The sequence below is a fragment of the Ruegeria sp. CDSC081 genome (assembly GCF_059610485.1).
Genome location: NZ_JBXWNS010000001.1, coordinates 418482 through 434448, shown reverse-complemented (window position 1 = coordinate 434448; position 15967 = coordinate 418482). Strand labels below are relative to the sequence as shown.

Genomic DNA, 15967 nt, shown 5'->3' with positions numbered 1-15967 from the left:
TCAGTTTTCCGGTGCCGTGACGCGGCGCAGAAAGGCGATCAAATCTTTGCGGTCATCCGCTTGTGTAATCCGTTGCATGGGCATCTTCGATCCCGGAATGTAATGGTCTGGTCCTTGGTCGAAAAGGGCATTTATCGTCTCGTCATTCCAAATGATATCAGAGTCTTGCAGCGTGTCCGAGTAGAAATATCCCGGTAAGCTGCCCGCCCGGCGACCAAACACACCGGAGAGCGTAGGTCCAGCACGTCTGTGCCCGTCCGCCGTCAGGCTGTGACAGATCGAGCATTTGCGCACGAATTGGCGTTCGCCATTATCCATCTGGTCAGGGTTCTTCAGAAAACTTGGTTCAGTCGCGGCCATCTGTTGTTGGTCGCCAAGGTCAGATACCGGCCAGCTATACATCGCCTCATCTATACCACCTGCATAGATGTTTTTACCATCGGTTGAGAAGGCCAGCGCCCAGACCGGGCCGCGCAATGTGGCCCGGAAATCCTGTGCGATGCGCCAGACGATGGTATCGACCAACATGATATGACCCTCACCATCCCCCACCGCCAGCAGGCGGCGGTCCGGGCTGAGAGCCAGCGCAAGGATTGGACGGCGGTCCAGGGTAAAATCATGCTCGTCGCCTGTAGTCAGATCACGAATGCGCGTGACGCCATCGACGGCCCCATAGGCAATCCAGTTTTCATGGGGGTTCAGGACCAGTTCGTTGATGCCGAACCCGTTATCAACCAGTCGCAGTTTTTCCTGACCGGTTGCGACATCCCAAAGACGAACCGCCCCATCAACCCCGCCGGTATACAGCGCATCTCCGTTTGGTGTGAACACAACAGCATTCACACCGCTGCCTGTGGGGCCCAATATCCTTGGCTCTGCCCCGTCAAGCGGCCAAACCCCTATCGTGCCGTCCCAACTGGCAGTGGCGATGTGGGAGTTTGAAACAGCAATATCGACGATCTTGCCCTTGTGCCGCCCGAGGATTTGGCCATCCGGCCACCGGCGCAGGGTAAAGTCGTCACCAGCAGAATAGATCGCTGTGTCGCCAAAGGCGACGCTGTTCACGGCAGCCTCGTGCCCTTCAAGCCATTGCGGCGTGCGGTCTGACCACAGGCCGACGGAGTTGTCGAAGCTGGCCGTCGCAATCCGGCCGTCCGGCGCGGCGGCAATCCCCATGATCGGTCCTCCATGACCTTTGAGCGTAAAGAACTCGGCCATTGCGGGCAGGGGGGTCAACACCAGTGCAAGGATTAGACCGCGCATCTATTCCGCAGGCGAGGCCACTGCCTTATTGGCCTCTTTTTCCTGGACCTCTTCCAGCCAAAGCGAGTGGTGCTCACGCGCCCATTGTTCCTCGACCTCGCCTGTGCCCATCGCGTCGAAAGCGCCCTCCATGCCCACCGAGCCCAGGTAGATATGCGCGATGATGATGGCGATGAAGACATAGGCGACCATCACGTGCCAAACCTGCGCATATTGCATCTCTTCTTGTGGTGACATCTGCACCGGAAGGTTCAGACCCAACATCTGCGGGATGCCGGTTGCATTTGCGATTGAGAAGGTCTTAGCAAACAGCGGCATCTCAAACGGGAACAGCAGAGACAGGCCAGACAGGCTGATCGATACGCCCAGCAGGATACAGGCCCAGAAGATGATCTTTTGACCCGCGTTGAATTTTTTGGCCGGGGGATGGCTGCCTTTCGTGAACAACCCGCCGCCGGCAGCCAGCCATTTCAGGTCGGTGCGGTTGGGGATGTTGTGGGCGATCCAGTTCACAGTGACCATGATCAAACCCAGCATGAAGGCCCAGGCGAGGTTGTTATGCAGCCATTTGCAGCCCTGCGCTATGGCCGCAAAGCCTTCTTTCCCGAAGATCGGGATCAGAAAGTCTCGACCATAAAGGGTCAGCAATCCGGTCAGGCCAAGGATCAGGAAAGAGCCCGCGAACAGCCAATGTCCGAACCGCTCAAAGCCCGAGAAACGCGTAACCGTGCGTCCCGTCTTTTCACCATCAATGCGGATTTTACCCCGGATCAAGAAGAACAGCAGAAGGATGCCAAGCATCCCGGCCAGAATATACGTGCCGTAATCGCGCAATGGGCCTGTTCGGAAATTCAACCACCACATGCCACCGTCCTGTATCAAGACGCTGGCTGCAGGGCCGTTCGACGAAACGGTCACATCCGCGGAGCCATACCGCAAAGCGCGATAGACGTCGCTGTCAGACGCAACGCCACGTGTGCCCAACTGGCCCATCAGACCTTCGGCGTTGCCTTGACCGGTGTTACCTGAGCGATAACCGTTATCGACCGTCTCGCCACGCTGCCGGGCCAAGATATCCTCGAGCGTGGTCGCACCACCCGTCGAATTGCGATCCGGAGCATCCTGAGCAAGGGCAGGAACAGTCAAAACAATGAGACAGAACAGAAGTCGCAGGAAAGTCATATGAACCTCGTAACGCGGTCATTGGCGTAGGCCCTTTTCCGGGCGGGCAGAGATTTTTCGTCGAAAAATCTTAGTGCTCCCCGGCACACGGTTTGCGCGCCGGGGAAGGTTTGGCCAAGGATCAGCCGTCTTTTTGGTCGTAGGCTGTGCCCCAACCCCAGGCGCCAGACCCGAAACCGCGCGCCACGACGCGTTCGCGATAAATGGCCGATACCACGTCGCCGTCACCGGCAAGCAGGGCCTTGGTGGAACACATCTCGGCGCAGATGGGCAGTTTGCCTTCTGCGATCCGGTTGCGACCGTATTTGGCGAACTCTGCGGTCGAGTGCGTTTCCTCGGGGCCACCGGCGCAGAAGGTACATTTGTCCATCTTGCCGCGTGATCCGAAGTTGCCTGCCTGTGGGTATTGCGGCGCGCCGAACGGGCACGCATAGAAGCAATAGCCGCAGCCAATGCACAGGTCCTTGGAGTGCAGGACGACCCCTTCTTCGTTCTGATAGAAGCAGTCAACCGGGCACACCGCCATACAGGGCGCATCCGAACAATGCATACAGGCAACCGAGATCGAGCGTTCGCCCGGGTCGCCGTCATTGATCGTCACCACTCTGCGGCGGTTGATGCCCCAAGGCACCTCGTGCTCGTTCTTACACGCGGTTACGCAGGCGTTGCATTCGATGCAGCGTTCAGCGTCGCAGAGAAACTTTGCTCTAGCCATTGTCGTCCTCCTTACGCTGCTGAGATCTTGCAGAGAGTCGCTTTGGTCTCCTGCATCTGGGTTACTGAATCATAACCATATGTCTGGGCGGTGTTGGAACTTTCACCCAGCACATAGGGATCAGCGCCTGAGGGGTATTTGTCCCGCAAATCCTGACCCTGGAAATGGCCGCCAAAGTGGAATGGCATAAAGGCCACGCCGGCACCAACCCTGTTGGTCAGCATCGCCATCACCTTGACCTTACCACCCTCAGGCCCTTCGACCCAGACCTGAGCCCCATCGCGAATGCCCAGATTGTTGGCATCACGGGGGTTGATCTCGACAAACATGTCCTGTTGCAACTCGGCCAGCCAGGGGTTCGACCGGGATTCCTCGCCGCCACCCTCATACTCGACCAGACGACCAGACGTCAGGATTATCGGGTAATCCTTTGAAAAGTCGTTCTTCTGGATCGAGGCATACAGGGTTGGCAGGCGATAGGACTGACGATCCTCATAGGTCGGATAGTCTTCTACCAGATCGCGCCGGTTGGTATAAAGCGGCTCGCGATGCAACGGGATCGGGTCCGGGAAAGTCCAGACCACGGTGCGGGCCTTGGCGTTGCCAAAGGGCGCACAGCCATGTGCAATCGCAACCCTCTGGATGCCGCCTGACAGGTCGGTTTTCCAGTTGGTCTTTGGCCCCGCAACGGCGTCAATGGCCGCACGTTCTTCGGCCGTCAGATCGCCGTCCCAACCAAGATCCATCAGCATCTGCATCGTAAACTCAGGGTATCCGTCCTGAATTTCCGACCCAACGCTATAGACCCCTTCGGCCAGCAGGTTGTCACCATCACGTTCCACGCCAAAGCGCGCGCGGAAGGTCAGGCCACCTTCGGCCACCGGTTTGGACATGTCATAGAGGTTTGGTGTCCCCGTATGACCCATCTCTGGCGTTCCCCAGCACGGCCAGGGCAGACCGTAGTATTCGCCGTCGTTTGGTCCACCTATAGCTTGCAGCGTGGTTCTGTCGAACGTGTGCTGATTGGCCATGTGGCTTTTCAAACGCTCTGGCGACTGGCCGGTATAGCCGATGGTCCAGAGGCCCGAGTTGAACTCACGCGTGATGCTTTCAACATTCGGGGTTTCGGCATCCTCCATCTCGATATTGCGGAAGAACCGATCCGCCCAGCCGAATTTGTTGGCGAACTTGGCCATGATGACCTCGTCCGGCAGGCTTTCGAACAGCGGTTCGACCACCTTGTCGCGCCACTGCAACGAGCGGTTCGAGGCCGTGACCGAGCCACGGGTTTCGAACTGCGTACAGGCCGGCAGTAGGTAAACGCCATCGGTCCGATCATGCAGAACGGCGGAAACGGTGGGATACGGGTCGATCACGACCAGCATGTCCAGCTTTTCCATCGCCGTCTTCATTTCCGGCCCGCGGGTTTGCGAGTTCGGTGCATGGCCCCACAAAACCATGGCGCGGACGTTGTTGTCCTGATCCATGTTGGCGGGGTCTTCCAGAACACCGTCGATCCAACGAGAGACCGGGATGCCGCGCTCGTTCTGCAGCGGTTTATCCTTACCGTCCTTGTCTTTGATCGAGGCGAACTGGCCGGACAGCCATTCAGGGTCTTCACCCCAAACGCGCGCCCAGTGGCCCCATGCCCCTGCGGACAGCCCATAATAGCCGGGTAGGGTGTGGGACAGAACACCAAGGTCCGTCGCACCCTGCACGTTGTCGTGGCCACGGAAGATGTTGGTGCCACCGCCCGACGTTCCCATGTTGCCCAAAGCCAGCTGCAGCACGCAATAGGCGCGTGTGTTGTTGTTGCCATTGGTATGCTGGGTGCCGCCCATGCACCAGATCACCGTGCCAGGACGGTTGTTGGCCATGGTGCGCGCCACGCGCTTAAGCTGTGATCCGGGTACGCCGGTCACACGCTCAGTTTCTTCCGGGTTCCAGTTGGCGACCTCTTCACGGATCTGATCCATGCCCCAGACACGGGTGCGGATGAACTCCTTGTCCTCCCAGCCGTTGTCGAAGATGTGCCAGAGGATACCCCAGATCAGTGCGACGTCAGAGCCGGGGCGGAACCGGACATATTCATCCGCATGCGCTGCGGTGCGCGTAAAGCGCGGGTCGCAGACGATCAGCGGCGCGTTGTTCTGTTCTTTTGCGCGCAGAACATGCAGCAGCGAGACCGGGTGTGCCTCAGCCGGGTTGCCACCGATGATGAAGATAGCCTTGGAGTTGTGGATGTCGTTATAGCTGTTGGTCATGGCGCCGTAGCCCCATGTATTCGCAACACCCGCAACAGTGGTCGAGTGGCAGATACGGGCCTGATGGTCCACGTTGTTCGTGCCCCAATAGGCGGCGAACTTGCGGAACAGATAGGCCTGTTCGTTGTTATGTTTCGCGGAACCAAGCCAGTACACACTGTCCGGTCCGGATTCTTCGCGGATGTTCATCATGCCGTCGCCGATCTCGTTGATCGCCTCTTCCCAGCTGATGCGCTTCCACTCGCCGCCTTCCTTTTTCATCGGATATTTCAGGCGGCGTTCACCATGGGCGTGCTCACGGACCGAGGCCCCCTTGGCGCAGTGCGCACCCAGGTTGAAAGGGCTGTCCCAGCCGGGTTCTTGCCCGATCCAGACGCCGTTCTGCACCTCGGCCACTACGGTACAGCCGACCGAGCAATGCGTGCATATGGATTTGATGTTTTCAACGGCTTGATTGGCCGCTGACTGGGCACTGGCTGGCGTCACGGTTCCACCCGTGGCGCTGATCGCGGCCAACCCGCCGATCGTCAGGCCCGATCCGCGCAGGAATGCGCGGCGATCGACGGTTTTCTCGCCGACCTGGGACAGGATACTTGTCCGCTGGGAGCGTCTCGCAACCCCGTTGGTCTTTTTCCTAAGCATTTCTTTCCTCCCTTGCTGGCCATGTTTTCCATGGCTGGCTTGGTCCTGTTGGTGCCGACGTCAGGGCCAATCGCAACCGTCAGTCGGGTGGTGACAACGTCCGGGGTTCAGAACCGGGCGCTGTCCAGATATGCGCGCGTATGCGCGGTGTCCTGAATGCGGGTTTCATCCGTCGGTAGCTCGGCTGCTTCGGCTTGTCCGCTCAGGCTGGCGGCGGCGACTGCAGCGGGCGCTGCGGTTCCGGCCAGTTTCAAGAAGTCACGGCGCGTGGCGCCTTCTTCCTTGGTTTTGCTCATGGGATCCTCCTTTCCCAATTGCGATCTAGCGCCTTTTGGGGCGCTGGCGAATGGCGGGATCATCCCGCCGTCATTCGAAAGGCTTCACGCTCGATTTCCATGAAAACCCGACCGGCGGTGCCGACCGAGGCATAGAAAACCGAGTTTTCCGCAGCTTCCAAATCTGAATAGAAATGTGCGGCCCAGGGGCCGATGTGTTTGTTCCAGAACGCTTTTTGATCTTCCAATGAGGCGGGCGCGCCAAAGCGACCGACGATCATGCCCGCCATCATCTCCATCAACGAGGCGATATTGTCTTCGGGTTCAAACACGTTCTGCGCCCGTGTGATCTGACGAACCGCCATGTCGTTGCGCAGTTGCGCCAGCGGTTTTTCGTTCAGGAAACCAGTCAGGTAGAAACTGGCATAGGGCAGCAGTTCTCCGCGTCCTAGCCCGATGAACAGGGCATTGAATTCGCGTTCGGCAGCCGCGGGTTTGGTCACCTTGGCGACCCGCGACATGGCCTTGATAGCCTGACCCAGATCGGTTTCATTGCCGGTCAGACCAGTAACCTGAGACAGCAGCATCTGATCCGGAGGCGCCGCAAGCAGCAGCCCAAGGAAGTTATAGAAATCCGCGCGCAGACGATCCTCGGCTGAGACGTCCAGGTTTTGCGCGTTGCTTGCGGTCATACGGTTATCCTTCGTATTCAAACTTCATGCGGCGTGGGGCAGGCGTAAGCTCTGCCTCTTCCGGGTCGTCGATTTCAGAAATCATTACAGGTTCTGCCGAGTGTACCTCGGGCGTTTCGGGCAACTCAGGCTCAGGCTCTGGTGTTGGGTCTTCAACCTCAGGCGCTGCGTCTTCCTCTTCGGTCTGAGCGGCCAAAGCCTCGATATGGGCCAGCATTCCCTTGCCGACCTGATAGGCGGTCTGGATATTTTCGATCACGCAGGCGGCGTCGGTATAGTCCTCGCCGTAATCCACCAGCCCATCGACATTGGCCAGAACCGGGTTTAGGCGCCAGAGCTGCCGAAGGGCGCGGCGGCGCAATCGGTCAGGCACTGCCTTGGCCATAAAACCCGAGACGTCGTCACCAACTTGCAACTGATCAGGGTCGGGCAAATTGAATTCCGCCAGAATTTCAGCGTCAGTCTTTTCTTCCAGCTCGCCCCGCTGTTCAGCGAAAGCCTGTTCTTGTGCTGCTACAACCTCAGCTTTGGCCTCAGCCTGAACGGCGGCCTTGCGGCGCGACCAGAAATCGCGGGTTTCGGTCATTGCACGATCCTCCGCGGGGCGCGGAAAACATCCGAGTCCTGCCGGATGCGTACATCCCCTTTGCCGTCCTCAACCAGATCGGTGCGTTTCTTATCACGGCGGCGCTTGACGAAGACTTCGTTGCGATGATGCTCCATTGCGAAATCACGTACCCAAGCGATCAGCCCATCAGTCATTGGGATTTTCTCGACAAGCTCTTCGCCGGTATCGGCGTAGTCCTGTCCTTCGAAGGGTGAGGCGGTCACCAGCACAGCGTCCATCGGCTGTGTTCCATCCAGCGCATCGCGCAGGACCAGATAGATCGAGGGTTGCCCGTCCGACAGGTTGACCATGTAGGCTTCGGCCTCATCTGACCACAGGGTCAGGGGCAGGGTGGCCGCGTGGTATTCGACCGCTTCGCCCTCGCGCCGCATCTCCAGCCAATCGGCCGGTCCAGCGCCGGGCAGCACGGCGACGGCGCGCCAATTCCATTGCGCCCAGCGTGTAACCCCGGGTGTTTTGCGCACGACGACGCCGATTGGCATTTCAATCTGGCTGGCGGCCTTGGCCACTAAGTCCTCCCTGGAAAGCTCTCCCCTGCCTTCCTCAGGGTCTACTATGGTACACAAAGTAGCTTCCTGCCAAGTCCTTGGGTGGTCGAATATGTACCCCTCACCGATTGTTTACGGTCCTCGCGGCTATTATCGGGCTTTGTTCCGGCGATCCGGCCCCCACGGGCATTGCTACTTTCTTCAGAGGTTCTAAGCTGACCTTGGACTGGGGAGGACATCCGGGGGAGGTTATGGGTACGAGATTGCTGCTATGTGACTGTGCGGGAACGCAAACCATTGACGCTGAGAAGCTATCGTCAGCTTGCGATGTCGCCTGCTCCAGAATTCACACCGCATTATGTACGAAAGAACTGGAATCCGCCGCCAAGCCGCTGCAAGAGGGCAACGTCGTAATTGCCTGTATGCAAGAGCAGGATGTTTTCCTGGCATTGGCCGATGAGTTAGGTGTCGAGGCGCCGGGCTTTGTCGATCTGCGCGATCGGGCCGGGTGGTCTGAACAAGGGCAGGATGCCGCCCCCAAAATGGCCGCGCTAGCTGCTGAGGCGGTATTGCCTCAGCCGATCACACGCAGCGTGGATGTGGTCAGTGAAGGGACATGCTTTATCGTCGGGCCCGGCGCGCTGAGCTTTGAAGTGGCAGAACGCCTGTCGGACCAGTTGGCCGTGACGGTCTTGGCTACTGATGACATGGACCCCATGTCGCGCAGCTTTGATGTGGTGCGCGGGCGCGTTCGTACTGTGAAAGGTGCGCTGGGCGGGTTTTCGATAAAGCTGGATGCGTTGCAGCAGCTTGAACCCGGAGGACGCGGGGCCTTTGGCTGGACCGAACCGCGCGATGGGGCGAACTCCTCATGCGATATGATTGTGGATCTGACCGGCGGCACGCCTCTGGTTCAGGCCCCAGCCAAGCGCGAAGGGTATTTGCGAGCTGATCCCAAAGATGCGGTCGCTGTCGAACGGCTGGCGTTTGAGGCCATGCAACTGGTCGGGACATTTGAAAAGCCTCTCTATGTCCGGTTGGAAGAATCCCTCTGTGCGCATTCCCGTGCCGAACAGGTCGGGTGTACGAATTGCCTGGATATCTGCCCGACGGGGGCGATCACCCCTGCGGGCGAACATGTAGCCATCGACCCTATGGTTTGCGCGGGATGCGGAGAATGCGCGGCAGTGTGCCCTTCGACTGCGATCACATACGAGGATCCGCCCGTTTCTGCGCTGCTGTCACGGATGCACATTCTGTCGCGAACCTACCGGCGTGCAGGCGGGCAAGCACCCCGGCTATTGGTGCATGACGCGCATGGGGCCGAAATGATCCGTCTGTCCGCCCGTTTCGGACGCGGGATTCCGGCGGATGTGATCCCGTTGGAGCTGAACGTGATCTCGGGCTTTGGCCATGCCGAGATGCTGGCCGCGCTGGCACATGGGTTTGCGCGGGTTGATGTGCTGCTGGCCCCAACAACCGAAAGGGATGCATTGGACAGAGAACTGGCGCTGGCGCTGGCGATCGCTGGCGCGTGCGGTCTGGCCCTAATCGACGAGGCAGACCCCGATGCTCTGTCCGACCTGCTTTATGCGCAGGACGTGCCGGCCCCCTTGGCTGACCCGGTTCTGCCGCTGGGAAATCGCAGGCAGATTACGCGACTGGCCGCACAGGCGCTGAACCCGCAGGCCGCAGCCCCGTTGCCCTTGCCCGAGAATGCACCCTATGGGGCCATCGCGGTAGATACGGACGCCTGTACATTGTGCCTCAGCTGCGTGTCCCTTTGTCCGTCAGGCGCTTTGGCCGACAACCCGGATATGCCGCAGTTGAATTTCCAGCAGGACGCCTGTCTGCAATGTGGTCTGTGCCGGACACTCTGCCCCGAGAATGCAATAACTCTGGTTCCGCAACTGGATTTAAGTGATGCGGCCCTGTCTCAGGACGTGTTGAACGAAGAAGACCCTTTTGCATGTGTGGAATGTGGTGCCCTCTTTGGTGTCAAATCGACCGTCGAACGTATCATGGAAAAGCTGTCTGGTACGCATCCGATGTTTGCGACATCCGAGCAGGCGCGCATGATCCAGATGTGTGACAACTGTCGCGTGAACGCGCAGTTCCAACACAAGGACAACCCGTTTCAGTCAAACCCGAAACCCAAAGTCGTCACGACCGAGGACTATTTCTCGAAAAGAAAGGATCATTGAAGCTGTAGCGGCGCGCCCAGATCTGCTGCCTTGATGGCCGAGACAAAGGCCAGAATGGCCTCTAACTCCTCTAGCGTCATCTCGACCGGGTGGATTGGAGGGGGACGCAGAGGATCGAAGGGTGGGGTTACGTCCTCAATCTGCGTGAAAGCAGGATGAGGGTTCAGGGCAAAGAAGGCCTGAAACCTATCAGACCAGTCTGGCATCGCCCGCAGCACAGCGAATGAGGGGGTGGAGCCAAGCCCGTTCATTTGGTTCTCTGGACCGATCACATGGCACCGCCCGCAATGGGTCATCGACAATTCCGCACCCAGGACAGCGTCGCCTTCGATCTTCGGACCCTCTGTTGCGGCTTCGACAGTGAAACTGGCCGAATAGGACGGGCCGCTATCGGGGCTAAAGCTTTCAACGGTGCGTTTGCCGATGTCAGAAAGCAGCCACTCCCGAAACCGAATCTGCCTTGGGTCGTCCACAATGCGCAGGTGATAGGTGACGCCATGACGCTCGAATACCGGATCACCTGGCGGTGAACCGCCCAAAGCCATAGCGCCGGTATCGTCCGCAACGACGCGTATCCCGGTCTTGAGAGAAAAACGCGGAAGAATATGTTGCAACAGACCAGAGTCTGTAACCTCATCCGGGGCGGCAAGCCCCAGCGCCTCTTGCGACCAAGAGGGGGTAGCAGAGAGCAGCAAGCTCAGGCAAAAGAAGGTAACCCGCATGGAGGCAGCTTATCGGCCTGCGCCCGAATGCGTCAAATGAACGAAAAAAGACGGAGACACATGCAATGAAACATATCCCAACGACCGGGCAAACCAAAAGGGTAATGGCATGAGTGTTCGTGACGCGGTTCTGGCGAACCTGAAGAAAATCACCGATCCGGTTTCAGGCCAGGATATCGTCAGCGCCGGAGTTGTCCGCGCGTTGAATGTCGATGGCGATACAGTGCGGTTTGTGCTTGAGATTGATCCGAAACAGGCAGAGCGGATGGAGCCGGTGCGCGCCGCCGCCGAGCAGGCTGCGCAGTTAGTGGAGGGGGTCGACAAGGTTTCCGCCATGATGACCGCGCATTCCGAAAAGGCCCCGCCCGAGCTTAAGCCCAAGCCGAAACCGTCGGAGACCGGGCCGCAGGCGGTTCCGGGCGTGGATCGGATCATCGCTGTGGCCTCCGGTAAGGGCGGCGTTGGCAAATCTACCGTATCCGCAAATCTGGCCTGTGCTCTGGCAGCGGAAGGGCGTCGTGTTGGTCTGTTGGACGCGGATGTCTATGGCCCCTCACAGCCCCGGATGCTGGGTGTGTCGGGCCGTCCGGCCAGCCCAGATGGCAAGACGATCCTGCCGCTGCGCAATCACGGCGTCACGATGATGTCGATGGGGCTGATGACCAACGAAGGTCAGGCGGTCGTCTGGCGCGGCCCGATGTTGATGGGGGCGCTGCAGCAGATGATGGGGCAGGTGCAATGGGGCGCATTGGATGTATTGATTGTCGACCTACCGCCGGGCACCGGCGATGTGCAACTGACGCTCAGCCAGAAGTTCAAGGTGGACGGGGCCATCGTGGTGTCGACCCCGCAGGACGTGGCCCTGATCGACGCGCGCAAAGGGATCGATATGTTCAATCAGCTCAAGACGCCGATTATTGGGATGATCGAGAATATGTCGACCCATATCTGTTCCAACTGCGGGCATGAGGAACATGTGTTCGGACATGGAGGCGTCGCCGCTGAGGCCGAGGCGCTGGGCATTCCGCTGCTTGGTGAGATTCCGCTGCATCTGGATATCCGGGTTGCGGCGGATGGGGGAGCGCCCATCGTTGTCAGCAAGCCGGACAGTGCACAGGCCGAAGCTTTCCGCAAGATTGCCCGCGACATGATCACCAAGGGCAATGCATGACCCAGCCGGTCTTTCCTCCGTTGCTGACTGGACATGCCGTTCAGGGCGGGGAAGACCCGTTCGAACGCGCCCAGGCGATGGCAGCGCTGGGCTGTGATGCGGGAACGGTGGTCTACAACATTCAGGCAAACCGTTTGCGCGTTGCCATTGTATTTGCACCTGAGGTTTCATTGCAGGACGCCATGGTGATGTTGCCGCTTTGCGGAGTTGGGTTTCAGAATGCGCTGGGCGCTCTGGCCCCGCCCGAGGTTGCCGTTCATCTGGACTGGGGCGGCCCTATCTGTGTGAATGGTGCGACCTGCGGCAAGTTTCAGGTTGCTGCGTCGACTTCAGACCCTCAGATTGAGCCTGACTGGTTGATTGTCGGCTGGGAGCTGGCCTTGCTACAGACCAGCACCGCGCCAGGCCAGACCCCGGATATCACAGCGCTCTACGATGAAGGTTGTGCCGAGGTCCAGCCTGTCCAACTGATCGAAAGCTGGTCGCGCCATATGCTGACATGGCTCAACCGCTGGCAAGAAGACGGCAACGCGCCGTTGCACAGCGAATGGTTGGGTTTGTTGCGTGGTGTTGGCGAACCCTTTGGCGAGATCGGGGTCTTTTTGGGCACTGATGAACGGTTTGGTATGCTTATCCGCAATGGTGCGGACACCCGCCTGCACCCGCTGACTAACTTACTGGAGAACGGATAATGAAATTGGCCCGTGCGATCCATTTCGATGAAAGCGACATGAATGTGTTTCATTCTCCGGCGAGAACGGGTGAGTGGTGCATTTCCGGCGGGTTCGAGTTTTCGAATTGGGGCGAAGGCGATTTGGAGGGTAAAGCCCGCCAGGCCTTTGCGAATGGTTGGTTAGGGGTTGAGACATTCGGCCGGGTGACCTTTGTAGCGGTGACGCAGGTTGAACAGGCCGAGATCGACCAGATTGCCCGGAATTTGGCGGAACATTTCGTGCAATTCTACGGAGCCCCATCGGTCGAGGCCGCCATGGGTGTTGCGCAGGAAGAGATCGCGCATATGGCAGAGCTATGCGATGATCGCGCCGCCAATACCTTGCTGACGGTCGCCCGTGAGCTGTCTGAAACCGGGGTGCTTGAGGCGTTTCGCATCATCACACCGCAGAAAACCCAGCTTGAGGCGCTGGCCGTCCACGGATCGCTGGACGAATAGGGCTTAAAGAAGATCGGCAAACCCGCCGAACTGACCGCGTTTGAAGATCAGACCTTTGCCGGTGCGGTACATGGCCTGTTCTACTTCACCCACGATGATCAGATGATCCCCTGCCTCGTGCCGGGCATGAAGCTGGCAGTCGAACCGTGCCAGACAATCCGCCAGACGAGGGCGACCACGGTGATCTGCGGCCCAGTTGGCATGTGAAAAATCCGCACCCTCGCGCGCGAATTTTAGGGCCTGTTCCTGCTGTTCCTCAGCCATCACATGGATCGAATAGTGATCGCAGTCTTTGAAAGCGTCGAACCGGTTTGAATCCTTCGCCAGGCACCACAGCACCAGCGGAGGCGTCAGCGAGACCGAGGAAAACGAATTGACCGTGATTGCGCGGGGCCCCAGCGATGTTTCGGTGGTGACAACGGTGACGCCGGTTCCAAAACACCCCAATGCCTCGCGAAACGCGGTGCTGTTGTCCGGGGTTGGGGTGAAGGTGCGGTCCGTCATCTCACGCTCATTCTGTGGCCGCGCCTCAGGTGCCATGGCAAGCCGGGATTGTCCATGAAAAGCTGCGCTTGAGGTGCATATTTCGCCCTCAGTTCAGGTCCTCAAGCAGACGACCATGCCGGCGGGTTGCTTCGATGACCTCGCCAAACGTATTCATCCCGCGCGCTTGCAGCATTGGAAGCATCCGAACCAGCGCCTCGGCGGTGGCAACTGCATCACCCAATGCCGTATGGCGCAGCTCATGCGGAATTGTAATGTCCAGCCGTTCGCACAGCGCGTCCAAAGTGTGCGTGTCGCTGGCGCCGAACAGGACCGCAGATAGCAGGACCGTATCCAGTACGGGATGCGTCCACTCAACTTTCATACGGTCGGCGTGGCGTCGCAGAAACGCCATATCAAAAGGTGCATTATGCGCCACGATTACGGCATTTCGCGCGAATTCGTGAAAGATACGCCCGGCTTCGGCGATTTCCGGCGCGCCTTCGACCATTCGATCCGTGATCTTGTGAACCTTGGTCGAGGCGGCAGGGATCGGCATGACCGGGTTCACCAGCATATCCAACCTTTCGCCTTCGACCATCCGTCCATTTACCACACGGACTGCGCCGATCTGGACGATCTCGTCTTTGTGCGGCAGCAGGCCTGTGGTTTCGGTGTCGAAGACAACAAAACAAAGCTCGCGCAGAGGCAATGTCTCGAATGATTGGTCGGTGGATGTGTTCAGCAAACCAAAGTCATAGACTAGAGGTCTGGCAGCCTCAGGCGCTATATTGGCGGCGCTGTCATCTAGGATTAGCATATAGCCGGAAGTTTCCCCCAGCGGTTTCATGCGGGCTGAATAGGTCTGCGCCCCATCAATGCTGGTCAGCGAACAGGATGCCTCCATCCCGGTCTTGGCCAGTTTGGCATAGGCTTTCTGCAGCGCGTCTGGCTGGAAGTAATCGAACAGTGGCGCATTCAGGCGTGGATGCGAAATCTGTGCCAGAACCTCGGCCGCCTGTCCGTCATACAAAACGAGCCTGTGAGAGGGGCTAGCCAGCAATATGGCTACAGGAATTTCAGTCAAAAGCGCCCTAAGCCTTTGCTGTTCCACAGCCAGATGCTCGGTTTCAGCAGCGACAGCCTCTGCCACGCCCATGGTCTTGTCGGACAGTTGGTTGGCCAGACCGGCAGCCGCAGGGGCCAGGTCGCCAAGATACCGCGCGGCTTGCAGATCGAGGTCGCGGCTGACACCGGCATGCGCTCGTGCGCGCAGTTCAGCGGAAAGCCTTTCGATCGGCTTGGCGACATTATCGTCGAACAATAGCCAGACAGCGGCGATCAGGGCCAGCAGACCGAACCCGATGACGATCTCTGCAAAGATGAACGCGTCGAAAAGGGTCGGATCCGCCGCCCGCCTGTAGCTGACCCAAAGCGCAACCGAGCTGACGGCAACCCCGCCGACCGCCAGCAGGCAGAAGAACAGGAAAATCCGCAGGCGCAGGCTTAATCGGGTCAGCATGTTACACTCCGCAAGTGGCCTCGATGATCGGATCGTTGGTAGAACCTGTTACCCAATCGGCGTTCAGCAACTGGCCGTTGTCACCAAACTCTGCCCCATCCGCCAGATTGGCGCGTTGGTTCTTGTCGCAATCCACAGCGACCGGCAATTTTGAAACCGGTGCCCAACGGCCAAAGAAATACAGTTCAACGAGGCGCTGTTCAGGCACTTGGTCATTGGTGCGCACAGATAGGGTGTCGATTGCGGCAAAACGATCAACAAAGGGCATCGCATAGGTCCAGGGACGGTACAAAGCGCGGCTTTCGACCTCTTGAATGATGACCAGACCATCTGGAAGCGTATCGCGCGTGCGGTCAAACCATGAATACTCGCTGTTGATCGTCATCCCGATCATGCCAATGCCCGCCGCGACTGGTGCGGACCAACGAGGCAGGCGTCCACCTGTCAGTTTGTTGATCACCATCACGATGCCGGCTAGGGCGACGCCTGCAAATATCGTGCCGATCAGTTCTAAGAACATGAATACTCTCCAAGGTTCCTGAGGG

At 58.8% G+C, this 15967-nt stretch carries 16 protein-coding genes; 4 read left to right on the top strand and 12 right to left on the bottom strand.

The annotated features are described in order from the left end of the window. From AC2FH9_RS02160 to AC2FH9_RS02125, 8 genes are all read right to left on the bottom strand, one after another. On the bottom strand, positions 1-1263 hold the full coding sequence (locus tag AC2FH9_RS02160) for a c-type cytochrome (RefSeq protein WP_496695125.1): 1263 nt from the start codon (positions 1261-1263) through the stop codon (positions 1-3). After that, positions 1264-2445, bottom strand: coding sequence for a formate dehydrogenase subunit gamma (locus tag AC2FH9_RS02155; protein ID WP_496677794.1), 1182 nt, complete (start codon positions 2443-2445; stop codon positions 1264-1266). Between the two features lie 121 nt (positions 2446-2566). Continuing rightward, a complete protein-coding gene (gene fdh3B, locus AC2FH9_RS02150) occupies positions 2567-3160 on the bottom strand; it encodes a formate dehydrogenase FDH3 subunit beta (protein ID WP_085821701.1) in 594 nt (197 codons plus the stop codon). An 11-nt stretch (positions 3161-3171) separates the two neighbouring features. Further along, positions 3172-6066, bottom strand: coding sequence for a formate dehydrogenase subunit alpha (locus tag AC2FH9_RS02145; protein ID WP_496785311.1), 2895 nt, complete (start codon positions 6064-6066; stop codon positions 3172-3174). Positions 6067-6173: 107 nt separating this feature from the next. Next, entirely contained in the window at positions 6174-6362 is a 189-nt protein-coding gene (locus AC2FH9_RS02140; protein WP_281994743.1) for a ubiquinol-cytochrome c reductase iron-sulfur subunit N-terminal domain-containing protein, read from the bottom strand. Positions 6363-6421: 59 nt separating this feature from the next. Beyond that, positions 6422-7033 carry a TorD/DmsD family molecular chaperone gene (locus tag AC2FH9_RS02135; RefSeq protein WP_496749092.1) on the bottom strand — a complete coding sequence of 204 codons (612 nt, stop codon included), beginning with the start codon at positions 7031-7033 and terminating at the stop codon, positions 6422-6424. A gap of 4 nt (positions 7034-7037) precedes the next feature. Further along, on the bottom strand, positions 7038-7619 hold the full coding sequence (locus AC2FH9_RS02130; RefSeq protein ID WP_496695132.1) for a DUF3306 domain-containing protein: 582 nt from the start codon (positions 7617-7619) through the stop codon (positions 7038-7040). Further along, on the bottom strand, positions 7616-8170 hold the full coding sequence (locus AC2FH9_RS02125) for a DUF3305 domain-containing protein (RefSeq protein WP_496749091.1): 555 nt from the start codon (positions 8168-8170) through the stop codon (positions 7616-7618). Before AC2FH9_RS02125 ends, AC2FH9_RS02130 begins: the two co-directional genes overlap by 4 nt. A gap of 230 nt (positions 8171-8400) precedes the next feature. Here AC2FH9_RS02125 and AC2FH9_RS02120 point away from each other — a divergent pair, with 230 nt between their 5' ends. After that, positions 8401-10353 carry a 4Fe-4S binding protein gene (locus tag AC2FH9_RS02120; RefSeq protein ID WP_496870599.1) on the top strand — a complete coding sequence of 651 codons (1953 nt, stop codon included), beginning with the start codon at positions 8401-8403 and terminating at the stop codon, positions 10351-10353. On the opposite strand, the gene AC2FH9_RS02115 is transcribed toward AC2FH9_RS02120, so the two are convergent. Next, positions 10347-11075 (bottom strand): hypothetical protein, encoded by a 729-nt coding sequence (locus tag AC2FH9_RS02115; RefSeq protein WP_496870596.1) that lies wholly within the window; start codon positions 11073-11075, stop codon positions 10347-10349. The genes AC2FH9_RS02120 and AC2FH9_RS02115 overlap by 7 nt on opposite strands. Positions 11076-11184: 109 nt before the next feature. Between AC2FH9_RS02115 and AC2FH9_RS02110 the strand changes: the two genes are divergently transcribed. From AC2FH9_RS02110 to AC2FH9_RS02100, 3 genes are read left to right on the top strand one after another with little or no spacing between them, the layout of a single operon-like run. Beyond that, the gene (locus AC2FH9_RS02110; protein WP_496749090.1) at positions 11185-12246 is read left to right on the top strand and encodes an Mrp/NBP35 family ATP-binding protein; all 1062 of its coding nucleotides are present in this window, start codon (positions 11185-11187) and stop codon (positions 12244-12246) included. After that, complete coding sequence (locus AC2FH9_RS02105) at positions 12243-12938, top strand: biotin/lipoate--protein ligase family protein (RefSeq protein ID WP_496749089.1); 696 nt, start codon at positions 12243-12245, stop codon at positions 12936-12938. The genes AC2FH9_RS02110 and AC2FH9_RS02105 overlap by 4 nt, the downstream gene beginning before the upstream one ends. Then, positions 12938-13417: a DUF6505 family protein gene (locus tag AC2FH9_RS02100; protein WP_496870593.1), complete on the top strand. Its 480-nt coding sequence runs from the start codon at positions 12938-12940 to the stop codon at positions 13415-13417. Before AC2FH9_RS02105 ends, AC2FH9_RS02100 begins: the two co-directional genes overlap by 1 nt. Positions 13418-13420: 3 nt before the next feature. Here AC2FH9_RS02100 and AC2FH9_RS02095 read toward each other — a convergent pair whose 3' ends face one another. The 3 genes from AC2FH9_RS02095 to AC2FH9_RS02085 all read right to left on the bottom strand — a co-directional run bounded on the left by AC2FH9_RS02095 (position 13421) and on the right by AC2FH9_RS02085 (position 15942). Further along, positions 13421-13921, bottom strand: coding sequence for a flavin reductase family protein (locus AC2FH9_RS02095; RefSeq protein WP_496749087.1), 501 nt, complete (start codon positions 13919-13921; stop codon positions 13421-13423). 88 nt (positions 13922-14009) lie between these two features. Further along, positions 14010-15422 (bottom strand): 3'-5' exonuclease, encoded by a 1413-nt coding sequence (locus AC2FH9_RS02090; protein ID WP_496749086.1) that lies wholly within the window; start codon positions 15420-15422, stop codon positions 14010-14012. A gap of 1 nt (position 15423) precedes the next feature. After that, a complete protein-coding gene (locus tag AC2FH9_RS02085; protein ID WP_496870591.1) occupies positions 15424-15942 on the bottom strand; it encodes a hypothetical protein in 519 nt (172 codons plus the stop codon). Positions 15943-15967 lie beyond the last annotated feature (25 nt).